The following is a 13,237-nucleotide window of genomic DNA, read 5'->3' as shown; positions in this document are numbered from 1 at the left end:
ACCGAGGTGGCGTTCCCCGGGCAGATCCTCTCGGCGAAGCACCAGCTGGTGGCCGAGCCCTATGTCTTTGCCGATGCGGGCTGGGTGTGGAACCGGTTTAGCCCCGCCGGGGGTGATCCGCGGGCCATCGGCTCCTTGGGGGCGGGCGTGCGCACCAATTGGGGCGACCGGGCGCGGCTCGACATGGCGCTTGCCGTGCCAACCCGCACCGCCGGGCCCACACAGGCCGGCGATGTAAGGTTCCTGCTCACGCTGACGACACGGCTGGTGCCCTGGAGTGCGAAATGATGATGGTACGCAGCGTTCGCCGGGCCGATGCCCAGGTTTCCCGGCTCGCATTGGCGAGCGCGCTCACCGCGCTGCCGCTGGGTGCCCCTGCTCTTGCGCAGAGCTTCCAAGGCACTCCAGTGGTGGTTTCGGGCATCGTCAACGTCAATCCGTTGGAAGGCGTTTCCGATATTCTTATCAACTCTGAGCGCTCAATCCTCAACTGGACGCCGACCGACACTGGCGCCGGCACCGTACCGATCAACTTCCAACCTAGTGGCACTACCGCCAACTTCTTTTCCGGCTCCGGACTCAACGGCGGCACCTACACCATCCTCAATCGGATCATCCCGACCGGCGCTGCCGCAGGCCGCGCCGTGGCGTTCAATGGCATCGTGAACAGCGAGGCCGGCAGCGGAGTCTGGTTCTATGCACCGGGCGGCATCGTGGTCGGCGGCACCGCCACCTTCAATGTCGGCAGCCTGTTGCTCACCACCGGGGATCCGCTCGTCGATGGCAATGGCGGCTTCTTCACGAACGGCGCCTTCGAGCTGACCAACACCGGCTCGCCCACCGCGAGAATTGCATTCGGCCCGAATACGCGGGTCAATGCCCTGAACCCGAACAGCTACGTCGTGATGATGGCACCACAGGTGACGCTCGACACCGCGCGCGTGGACGTCAATGGCTCCTCGGCATTGGTGGCGGCCGAAAGTGCGCGCTTCACCATGGCCGGCGGCTTGTTCGACATCGCCGTTACCAGCGGCACCGGGGTCGCGAATGCCATCAGCATGAGCGGTGGCGGCATCGATGGCGCGGCCTCCAACGGCACGCCGCACCGCATGTATTTCGTTGCTGTCCCCAAGAACGATGCGATCACCATCGCAATCACCCAGTCGGGATCGCTGGGCTTCGATGTTGCCGGAGCAGCCAACGTCGAGGGCAACGCCATCGTGCTTTCGGCCGGCTATGATATCGTCGAGGCATCGAGCGGCGGCGGCGCGCGCTTCTCGGCCGAGCGATCGGCGGGCGGCGGGACCGGGGCCGCGAACATCGCCATGGACTGGCGCGCGGTGAATTCTTTCTTCGATGGGCAGGCCACCGGCTCTGCCGCAGCGACCGCGACCGATGGCGGGCTCACCCTCGCAGGCGGCATTCGCCTGCATGGCGACCAGTCGGCCTTGCTCGCCGCCGATGGTGGCTATGGCCTCACCGTCACCGGCGATGCTCTGATCTCTGCAGACGCCATGGCTGCGGGCGCCGGGATCGGCGAAAACCGCATCGCCGGGCTGGCACAGATCGTGGCACAAGGCCCCAACGCATCTTCGATCCTCATCACCGGCAATGCCACCGCAAGTGCCAGGGCCGAAGGCGGCTTTGGCGGCAGCGGGCCTGGCGGCAGCGCCACCGGCGGCACGGCACGGATACTGGCGCGCGACGGTCGGCTGGTGACCATTGGCGGCAATGCCACCATCGACATGCGCGCGCAGGGCGGGTCGGCTTCGCTCGGCGCCGGCGGCGATGCCTTTGGCGGCGGCACCAGCGGTACAGGCGACATTTCCGGCTTCCTTGGCGGCCGCGTGCTCATCGGCGGCGATGCCATCGGGCTTGCCTCGGCCACCGGTGGCGCCGCTGGCGTCGGCCTGGCCGCTGGCGACGGCACCGGCGGCCGGGCACTCATTGCTGCCCTCACTGGCGGCGAAGTGCAGGTACCGGGCGCAGTGATGCTCGATGCGCGCGGCATCGCCGGCAACCTCGGCTATGTCTTCGGCGAGCTGTTCTCCATGGGCAGCGGCGATGCCGGGCTCGGGGTTGGGGGCACCACCCAGATCAACGCTGGCTTGGGCACGATTGCCATCGGCGGGACGACAAGCCTTGTTTCCTCGGGGCTCGGCGGCAATGGCGGCGCGGCCGGAAATGGTATTGGCGGGCTGGCGCTCGTCAACACCACCGCAGCCGGCGGGCTGATTTCGCTGCAGGCCGATGTGAGCGTGCGTGCCGACGGGTTCGGTGCGGACCCGATCTTCGCTCTGCAGACCGATGGCATCGGCAGCATCGGCCAGGGCGGCACCGCGCAGATCGACATCAACGGCGGCACCGTCGAAGTTTCCGAAAGTGCCGGCGTGTCGCTGACAGCCGATGGCATCGGCGGCGATGGCGCACTCGGCGGCGGGAGCGGCCTTGGCGGCAATGTCCTGTTCGGCGGCACCAGCGGGCAATTGCTCGTGCCTGGCTCCATCCTGCTCCGCAGCAATGGCCGCGGCGGCGGCACCGAAACGGCGACAGGCGGCGTCGGAAGTGGCGGCAGCGCCATCCTGCTGCTGAACGATGCCGGCGGAGCGGTGACGACAAGCCTCGGCAATGTGGCGATGGAAGCGTTCGGCGATGGCGGCCGCAGCAACACCGCCATCGCCGGCGAAGGTCGTGGCGGCATCACGCGGTTGCAGCTCGCCGGCGTCGATGCGTCAGTCACTTCGCTCGACATGCGCGCTGAAGGCTATGGCGGCTCGGGAGACGATGGCACAGCAGCGGGGACCGGCGGGCTTGGCCGAGGCGGCGTGGCCGAGGTGCGGGTGGCGCGCGCCGAACTCGCGATCACCGGCAGCACGCTGCTGTTCGCGAGCGGCTTCGGCGGCGTCGGCACCATTTCCGGCGGCGATGCCGTCGGCGGCCAGGCCATTGTCGGGGCGCAATCGGGAGCGACCGCATCGCTCATCACGCTGGGCGTGCTCAATGCCACGGCAAAAGCAGAGGGCGGTCAAGGCGCCGATGCCGATTTCACCCCCGAAACACCCGGCGGCCGCGGCGGCAATGCCGTTGGCGGTCTTGCGCTTGCAACCGGCTTCACGGCCAATGGCGAGCTCACCGCTGGCGATGTCTTCCTCGATGCCTCGGGAATTGGCGGCGATGGCGGCCGCGGCGGCTTTGCAAGCAGCGGACAAGCCGGCAGTGGTGGCATTGGCGGTTCCGGCTTCGGCGGCACGGCGACCTTTGGCGTGGCGAGCGGCACAGCGGCGATCACCACCTTCAACGGCGGCGCCGAGGCCGGCAACGTCCAGATCTTTGCGCAAGGCAGCGGTGGCCGCGGCGGCAACGGCGGCTTCGCAAGTGTCAATCCCGGTGGCAATGCCGGAGACGGCGGTGAAGCCCGCGGCGGCACAGCTGTGCTGGTGGCACGCGGCGTGGATGTGGAAGTCGGGGATCTGGTCGCGGATGTCACTGCACGCGGCGGCCAGGCCGGCCAGGCTGCGGGAACGGGCGCCCTGCGCGGTGCGGACGGCGTCGGCGGGGCCGCGCGCAGCGATCTTTCGGCAGCGAATGCCGCCATTGCGGTCAGCCCGCATGCCATTTCCGGCGGCACCGGCGCCGAAGCCCGGCTCGGAAACGTGCAGCTCACGGCCAATGCCATCGGTGGCTCGGCTGACAATGGCACCGGCGGCGAGGCGGTGGCGGGCACCGCTTCGGCAACCATCCTGCAAGCGGCCGGCACCGAGCCGCTCACCGGCAGGATTGTCGCGCAGCAGCTCGTGCTCGGCGCGCGGGCGCAGGGCGGGCTTGCCAACCGCGGTGCGGGCGGCGCCGCGACCGGCGGCACAGCGCTTGTCGATGTGGTGGCGGGCGAACTCACGGCCTCGCTGCTGCTCGCCGATGCCGATGGCCAGGCCGGCTCGGTAGGCTTCGGCACCACCGGTGACGGCACCGGCGGCACTGCCACACTTCGGCTGGCAGGCGGCTCGGTGGAGATTTCCGAACAGACGGCGCTGTATGCGAGCGGCTTTGGTGCCACTGCAGTTGGCACCGGTGCTGGCGGCGATGGCCGTGGCGGGCTGGCAACCATGATCGTCACGGCTGCCGGCGGCGCGGCCAGCCTCTCGAGCCTGCTGCTCCGTGCCGATGGCGAAGCCGGTCGCGGAAGCCAGGGCGGCGGGTTGGCGATCGGCGGCATATCCCGGCTTGATCTGGACGGCGGCGCAGTCACGCTGTCGGCCTCGTTCAGTGCCGAAGCCGATGCACGCGGCGGCGATATCGATTTCGGTTCGGGATACGGCGTCCTCCCGGGAGCGGCAGCGGGGGATGGTCTCGCCGGGCTGGTCGAACTGACGGTCGACAATGCTTCGCTCAGCGTGCTCGGCTCCACCGAGCTGCGCGCATATGGGGAGGGCGGCAGCGGCAATCTTGCTGCCGCCAGCCGTGGCGACGGGCGGGGCGGCACGATCAGCATCGTGGCCGGCAATATCGCACCCGGTTCGATTGCCTTTGGCGATGTGTCGATCGACGCAGGCGCGCGGGGCAGTGATGCCGCCGATGGCAACGGCAACACTGTGGATCCCGGCACCGGCGGCAACGGCTTTGCCGGCACGATCAATGTGCAGGCGATCGGCGTGGACAGCCTGATCGAAACGGCGGCGCTGCGCGTGGAAGCCAATGCGATGGGCGGGCGCGGCGGCAACAGCTCCGAGGGTGTCGACGCCGGTGCTGCCGGGGGAGCCGGCGTGGGCGGGACCATCGAAGTGGCGGCACGCCTCGGCGCGCAGGCACGCTTCGGCACGGTCGAGCAGCTTGCCACCGGCACCGGCGGCTCGGGCGGCCGCGGCGCGGAGGGTGAGTTCGGCCTCGGCGGCGAAGATGGCGGGCCGGGTGCGAATGGCGAGCGCGGCGGCGATGGTGGCAGCGGCAGCAGCGGTGGACTTGGCGGCAGGGGCCAGGGCGGAACGGCGCGGCTGCTGCTGCACGCACCGCAAGGCAATGCAGAGCTGGTGGCGCTCGCGGTGACGCAGCTTGTCGACGGCTTTGGCGGCGCGGGCGGCGAAGGCGGTGCCGGCGGCGACGGCGGCGCCGGTGGTCGGGGCGGCGACATCGATGGCGCGGTCGGCGGCGGTGGCGGCGATGGCGGCACTGGCGGGGCCGGCGGCGTTGGTGGCGCTGGCGGCGAGGCACGTGGCGGCACGATCCTGCTCGGCCGGGACGATGCCGGAGTGGATGGGCTGGCCGGCGTGATGATTCTGGATTCGGTGCTCGCCGGCGCGCGCGCGGAAGCGGGAGCAGGCGCTGCAGGCGGCAGTTCGGGCTTCGGCGGCGGCGGTGGTGCAGGCGGCATCGGCCTGATCGATCTTGGCCAGGGCCCGGTGGAAGTACTCGGCCCCTTTGGCAATTTCGGCGATAGCGGGACGCCGGGAGACGGCGGCGTCGGCGGCTTCGCGGTGGGCGGGCTGGCGCGGGTACGACTTGCCAATATCAGCTTTGCCAGCGGCAATGTGGTGCTTGATGCTGCAGCCTCTGGCGGTGCCGGTGGCACGGCCGGGGAAAACTTGATCGACGGTTCCGTGATCGGCGGGCAAGGCGGCAATGCCGTCGGCGGGCAGGCGCTTTTCGACGTGCTCGGCGGCAATGTGCAGGCTGGCACGATCGATCTTCGCGGAACCGGCGTCGGCGGCCAGGGTGGAACCGGCAGCGCGGGCGAGGGCCTCGGCCCCGGTGGACGCGGCGGTGATGTGTTCGGCGCCGGTGAAGGCCTGGATCCACGTGCGGCGATGCTGGTGACGGTGGGCGAAGATGCGGACGCTACCGCCGCCATCGTGACGATCAGCTCCCTGATCGCCAGTGCCAGTGGTATTGGCGGTTTGGGCGCCAGCGATGGCGCCGACGCGATTGTCGCTGCCGGGGGCACGGCTTCCGGCGGCTTTGCCGGGCTCGAACTCAATGACGAGCAGGGCGTCTCGCAATTGAGCGTGCTGGGGGCCATCGAGCTGCGGGCCGAAGGTCGGGGCGGCGACGGCGATGATTTCGATTTTGCCAGCCTCGGCCATGGCCGAGGCTTCGGTGGCCGCGCCGACCTGCAGATGTTCGGAGGCACGTTGCGCGTGGAAGGCGATACCGCCCTCCTCGCCGGCGGCGCCGGCGGGAGGGGCTTTGGCCAGTCGCAAGGCCCCGCGCGCGCCGGCGGTGACGGCGTGGGGGGTCGTGCCGTGTTCGTCGTCGCTGCGGGGACGCTCGAAGCACCAGGCAGCCTGCTGCTGCAGGCCGGGTCGGCTGCCGGCTTTGCGTCGGGCGGCAGCGGCGTCGCCGCCGGGACGACCGGTATTGAAGTCTTCCTCGGCAGCGATTTCGGCGAGGCGAGCGTCACCCTCGGTGCCGTCACCCTCGATGCTTCGGCAACGGCTGCGCAATCGAACGATGTGTTCCGCGCCGGCGGTGATGCGCGCGGCGGCCAGGCGGTTTTCACGCTGGCGCCGCAGGGGGTTTCGTTGCTGGCGGACAGTGTGACGGGCGATGTGCGGGCCATCGCCGGCGCCGGCGCAGATGGCTCGAACGGCTTCCAGGCCTTTTTCGGGCCATTCTCCGGCTCTGATGGCGGCCGTGCCGAGAGCGGCAGCTTCACGCTGCAGAGCGGCTCCAGCACGCCAAGCCAGGGCAGCGCGAGCAGTTTTTCGCTTGGCGAGCTGCGGATCACAGGAACGGCGGCCGGTGGGGTGGGCGGCCGCGGCGGCAATGCCGTGGACCCGGCGTTCAGCACCGGTGGCAATGGCGGCAATGGCGGCGACGCCATCGGGGCGGGTTTCACTTTGAGTCTCGCAGGGGGTGCGCTGACCACCGACGTCATCGAGATCGATATTCTCGCGCAAAGTGGCCGTTCCGGCAGCGGCGGATTGGGGCTCTCGCCCGGTGGCAATGGCTTCGGCGGATCGGGCGGCGCAGCGGTTGGCGGCAGAGCAGCGATCGTGCTGGGCGACAATGCATTTACCGGTGAAGCCTTCTCGCTGCAGACCGATGAGATCAGGGTGCTGGCACTGGCTGTCGGCGGGGACGCAGGGCGCTTCGGCATTGCCGGCGCAGCGCAGGGTGGCGACATCAACTTCACGGTCGATGGCATCGGGGACAGCCGGGTGGGCGCGCTGGACTTCGACGCGCGCGGTCTGGCCGGGGTAGGGACCGAATCCGAATTGGCCCTGGGCGGCAGCGGGACCGGCGGCACGATCGCCGCGACCTTCGGCTCCGGCGAATTCGTGGTGGAAGGCCTCGGCACTTTCACGTCGGTGGGCGTGCAGATGCTCGCCGGCGGCATTGGCGGCGATGCGGGCGACCTCGATGGCGGCGCCGGCATCGGCGGCACGATTGCGGTTTCCTTCGGCAGCGGCCGGTTCGAAGCCGATGGCGGCCTCTTCAACGCGCGCGCTCTCGGTGGTGTTGGCGGGACGCGGGTCGGCGAGGCCGTTGGTGGATCGGTGTCGATGCTGATCGATGGTGCAGGAGCGGTCGATTTCGGCAGCACCCAACTCGAGCTCCATGCCGATGCAAGTGGCGGCGTCGCCACCGGCGGCACGCTGCTTGTCGACGCCGGCGATGGCGAGTTTCGCGCGGGCGGCGAGGTCCTTCTGCTTGCTTCGGCCGATGCGGCAGGGCCGGCGCTTTCGGGCGCCGATGCCACGGGCGGCAGCGCGACCTTGCGGGTGGCGGGCGGCAGCGTCGTGCTGGGCGGCAGCGCATTGACGCTCGAAGCCGGCGCAGTCGCGGGCAGCGGTACCGAGGCCGGCGGCAACGCCATCGGCGGGGCCGTGGCGATCGATATCGGCAGCGGCGAACTGGCCGGCATGAGCTCGTTGCAGATGCGCGCTGTCGGACTGGGTGGCAGTTCGGCCGAAGGCGTCGGCGGCACTGGTGTCGGCGGAGCCGGCGAGATCATCATGCGTGAAGCCGGTGCGGTGCTTGCCGTCTCCGGCCCCTCCTCCATCGAGATCGAAGGCCGTGGCGGCGGCGGCGGCGTGCTGTTCAGCAGCGGTGCCGATGGCGGGCGCGGGCAGGGTGGCACGCTGCTGCTGTCGATGGCAGAGAGCGGCGCTTCGGCCGATTTCGCCGGCCTCGACGTGCGCGGCTTCGGCCAGGGCGGACAGGGTGGCGGCACCGGGGCCAGCGGCGGCAATGGTGGCGAAGGCCGGGGCGGCAGCCTAGGCATTGCCCATGCCGGTACCGGCACTGGCACTGGCACGCTCGCCATCGGCCTGGTGGCGCTCGATGCGCGCGGTCTTGGCGGCGATGCGACCAGCGGCAGCGGTGGCGCGGCCTTTGGCGGCGACATTGCCATCGAGGCCGGCGGTCTCACCCTGACGACAGGCGCCACGGGAGCCGTCACACTCCTCGCTTCTGCGATCGGCGGTGGTGCGGTGGACGAAACCGGGGGTGCGGCCACGGGCGGAAACATCCTGGTCAGCCTGGAGAATGGCAATGTGTCGCTGCGCCCGTCGCGCTTTGATGCCTCGGCATTGGTCGGGCAGAGCGACACGGCGCTCGGTGGCACGGCGCGGGGCGGCAATGTGGAGCTGCGCGCCACCGGTAGCGGCACCCTCCGTGTGGCGGGGATTTTGGAGGCCAGTGCGCGCGCCGATGGTGCGTCTGCGCTCGGTGGCAGCATCGCCCTGAATGCCGGCGCCGGGACCATCGGCATCGATGGCGGGCTGGCGTTCGATGCCAGCGCCGACGGCTTCGAGCGCAGCGGCACGGGCGGCAGCGCGCAGGGCGGCTTCGCCACGCTGCTGGTGGGCAACGGCACGCTGCTCGTCGAGGGCGATGCCGATCTCGCGGCGCGCGGCATCGGCGGAGCGGGCGACACTGGCGGTGACGGCTCGGGCGGCACGCTCGATGTGGCGGCCACGGCGGCCGGCGGCCGGCTGACGATCGGCGGCGCCCTCAGCCTTGATGCGGCCGGGCAGGGCGGCGACGGTGAAGCCGGCGCTGGCGGCCGCGGTGATGGCGGGCTGGCGACAGTGCGTGCCACCACGGCCGACGCGCGCGTGGCATTGGGTGGCGGCACGAGCCTGTTCGCGAGCGGCGCCGGCGGCAGCAGCTTCGGCAATGCCGCCGGCGGTGCGGGCCGTGGCGGCAATGCGCGGCTCACCGTCTTCAGCGGTGAGCTGGCGCTGGCGGAAGGCCTTCTGCTCGATGCGGGCGGCGTCGGCGGCGCGGGGGCGCCCGGCGGCGACGGCACTGGTGGCGAAGCGGCGGTGAGTGCGGCGGGTGCCGGCGGGCGTGTGTCGATCGCGGGCAGCTCGCTGTTGCTTGCCGATGCCATCGGCGGTGCCGGAGACGGCGATATCGCCGATGTGGCCGCTGCAGGCGGCAGTGCCATCGGCGGCACCGCCATCTTCAGCCTCGGTTCGGGTGCCACCGCGGCGTCGCGCCTCACGGCTGGCGGTGTGGTCCAGATCGCCAACGCCATCGGCGGCGCAGGAGCCACCGGCGGGGACAGCAGAAACGGCGGCGCCGGCGGCATGGCGCGCGGCGGCACGGTCCTTTCGGGGGGCTTGACCGCTGCCGGCACGATCGAAATCGGTGCCATCGGCCAGCGTGCTTCGGCTTTTGGCGGGGCAGGGGGCGAAGCCGGCATCAACGGCAATGGCGGCACCGGTGGCATGGCCCTTGGTGGCCGCGTGGGTGTGGGCAATGACGGATTTTCGACGTCCGATACCGGCAGCTTCACCTGGGTGAGTGTCGAAGGCCTTGCCAATGCAGAGGGCGGTGCCGGCGGCAGCGGCTCGGGCACCGGTGTTGCTGGCACCGGCGGTGATGCTGTCGGCGGAACCGCCGGGTTGGGCGGCAACGGCGGTCTGATCACCGTCAACGGCCTTGCTGCGCTCGGTGCCGGCGCCACCGGAGGCGATGGCACACTCGCCGGGCGCGGCTTCGGTGGCCGTTCGCTGGTGTTCATGGGTCCGGCCAGTGTTGCCGGCGAACCGGCGGCGTTGACCGTTGGCGCACTGCAACTTGTCGCGAGCGGTGCCGGCGGCAGCGGCACGAGCGCCGGCGATGCGCGCGTCGGCGAGGCGCGAGTGCTCGTAGACGCCGCCACTGCCAGCATCGGATCGCTCACCATCGCATCGCAAGGCCTGGTTCCCTTCGTGCCGGCGGTTTCGGGTGCCGGTGGAATTGTCGCGTCCGGGCTGGGCGGCATCAACGGCGGCAACATCAACATCACCGGCGATGCGCTCATCGAGGTCGGCGGCCTGGCTGCGGTCGGGCTCGATGGCGGCGATCTCTTCGTGGGCGGCGCGCTCACGGTGCGTGCCGATGATGTGGTGGCAAGCCTGTTCGGCACGCCGCTCACGGCACCCGGCCGCATCGATGCGGTCGGCGGCATCACCATCATCGCCGATACCGTCGTCAACCATATGCTGCTCTCCAGCGGCCAGTTCATCACGGTTCGCGGCAACGAGGCGCTCACTCTTGCCGGCTTCGACGGTGCTGCCGACATATCGCTCGAATCAGACGGCACGGTCACCCTCACCGCCGATCTGGAAACCGATGGCAGCGTGACGATCGCCGCCGGAGACCGGATCGTCACGGCGGGCATCGACGCCGCTGCCGGCATCGACCTGACCGCGGCCGGCCCCTCGGTCATCACCGGGGCGCTGCTGTCGGATGGCGATATCGCCGTGCGTTCGGGCGGGTCGATCAGCGCCGGTGCCATCAGCACCGATGCCGCCTTGCTGCTGCTTTCGGCCACCGACCTCCTGCTCGGCGATGTCACCACAGGTGCCACCCTGCTCACCTTGTCGGCACTCGGCGGGCGGCTGGAGACGGGCGATGTGACCGCCGCGGGCGCCATCGTGCTCATCGCCGGCGAGGCAATCGAAACCGGCGCGCTGCTGGCGGGCACCTCGGTCGATGCGACTGCGGGCGGCACGCTCGCAGTGGGCGACGTGACAGCACCCGATGGCTTGCGGCTGACCGCGGGCGGTGCCGTGACCAGCGGTGCCCTGCTTTCGGACGTGCTGATCGCCATCGATTCGGGTGCCGAGATCGTCGCCGGCGATGTGGTGACCGAGGCCGCACTTTCGCTCACCGCCGATGGCAACATCACGCTTGGCGATGTGACGAGCGGCGGCACCGGATTGACCCTTGTTGCCAATGGCGGCGATGTCTCGACCGGCGATATCGATGCGGCGGGTGTGGTCGATGTGGAAGCAAGCGGCGCCATTTCGCTCGGCAATGTGCTTGCGGGCGAGCGCGTGCAGCTGGTTTCCGGCCTCGGCACCCAGTTGATCAGCGTCGGCAATGTGGAAGCCGACACCTCGATCGTCATCTTGGCCGGCGGCAGCATCGAGACCGGCAGCCTGCTCACCAATGGCGAAGGCCTGGTGCTGCTGGCGGGTGCCGACATGCTCACCGGCTTCACCGGGGACATCGAGGAACTGGCGGCGCAGCCACTGCGTCAGGTCAATGGCGATGTGCGGATAGGCGGCAGTGTGAGCGCCGGCCAATTGCTGGCAGCGGCGGGCGGCAGCGCGCAGCTGAGCGGGTCGGTGTCCGTCGGCGCCATGGAAGTTCTGGCTGGCGGCGTTGCCTCGTTCGAAGCGAGCGTCGATGGCGGTGACCTTTTCGTGCAGTCCGGCGATATCGAAATCGCCGACCGGTTCGGTGGCCTCGGCACGGGCCGCATCGGCCTCGACGCCATTGGCGGCCGCCGCGCCACCATCGGCGGCGCAGAAGCTGAAAGCGGCTGGTCGCTTTCCGCCGCCGAAATCGTCCGGCTGCGCGCCGCCGATATCGAGATCACCGCCAATTTCGGCGAGGGCGGCGGCACGGTGCTGGTCAATGGCTTCACGCTGCAGGGCAGCCTTGGCACCGACCCCAACCTCACCGGATCGAGCCTGACGATCGGCAGCGATAGCCGGGTGATCGTCGATCAGCCGGCGGTGATCACCAGCGCCGGTGCGGGGGATGTGTTCCGCATCGGTGCGAACGAGATTTTCGTGCGCAGCGATCGTGGCGGCCAGCTGGCGGTGACGGACAGCGACGGTGGGGTTGCCGGCATGCTGCAGCTCGAAGCACGCAACATCTTCGTCGGCACCCAGGCGCTGATCGCCGATCTGCTGCTCGATATCAATTTCGCCGGCCGCAACGATTCGCTGAATGCCGTGGCCACCACTGCCCTGCCGAATGCGCAGCAGCTTGTTGCCGGCACGGTCGATGTTTTGATCGACAATGCCTTCCTTGTGCAGAATGCCGGCACCGGCACGATCAAGGCCGGCTTCGATGCGCGTTTGCTGCGGGTGACACCGCAGTCGGACGGCGGCAGCCAGCCAGTCGATGTCGTCATCAGCGGCCAGACCCGGGATGCCCGGAATGTGCCCGTGACCAACGACTTCACGCTGGAAACCGTGGCCTTCACCGTGCTGCAGAATGGTCGCGGCTTCACCCAGACGACCCAGGTGAACGGCTGTCTGCTCGGCGCCAGCTGTGCTGCACCGCCGCCGCCTCCACCGCCTCCGCCGCCTCCGCCGCCTCCTCCGCCGCCACCGCCCCCACCACCACCGCCACCACCACCGCCCCCGCCGCCGGACCCGGAGCCGGAGCCCGATCTAGTTGCGATCGTGGCACCTTATGCGGAGCCCATCGGCAATGATGTGCAGCAATTGACCGATGAAGAGCGGCAGCGCCTGCTCGCCCTTGCTGCGGGCGCCGGCACCGATGTGCGGCCCGAAGTGCTTAGCGATCAACTGCTTGGGCTGGGCGAGGTCACCGATCCCGCCATCGTCACCGAACCGCTCACGGGCGCGGGCAATGGCGGCCAGTTCCTCGGTGCCGGTCGCAGTCTCTTCGGCGTGGGCCAGGGCATCGAGCCCGGCAGCGGTCCCGATGGCACCACCGGGGCAGGCCGTGGGCTGCTCGGCAGTGGCCGTCCTGATACTGACGCACCATCGGGCACGTCACTCGGAACACCCGGCGCCGGCGGTATCGAAGGGCCAGGCCAGTCCGGCGTTTCCACAGGCGGAGTCGATGGCCCCGGCGGCGGCGGCGCGCAGGACTTCCGGGGGATCGAGCAACCCGCAGCGCAAGGCACGCCACCCTCCGGCACCTCGCTGCCGACGGAACCACGCCCATGATCCGCTTTTTCTCCACGGCGGCGTTTCTGGCGCTTGCGCTGTCTTCTCCTTCGGCAGCGGCGCCGCGCGGGTTGAAGGCTTTGGACAGTTTC

General features: G+C 70.2%; 1 protein-coding gene and 1 pseudogene. Both read left to right on the top strand.

Going from position 1 to position 13,237, the window contains the following annotated elements:
- Positions 1–288, top strand: a pseudogene (locus FHS79_RS17785) (ShlB/FhaC/HecB family hemolysin secretion/activation protein); the annotation flags it as partial.
- Positions 285–13,145 (top strand): beta strand repeat-containing protein, encoded by a 12,861-nt coding sequence (locus FHS79_RS17780; RefSeq protein ID WP_184203078.1) that lies wholly within the window; start codon positions 285–287, stop codon positions 13,143–13,145. The pseudogene FHS79_RS17785 and the gene FHS79_RS17780, both read left to right, overlap by 4 nt.
- The last annotated feature ends 92 nt before the right edge of the window (positions 13,146–13,237 follow it).

The organism is Polymorphobacter multimanifer (assembly GCF_014205635.1).
GTDB classification, from domain to species: Bacteria; Pseudomonadota; Alphaproteobacteria; order Sphingomonadales; family Sphingomonadaceae; genus Sandarakinorhabdus; species Sandarakinorhabdus multimanifer.
This window is presented reverse-complemented; position numbering and strand designations above follow the sequence as displayed.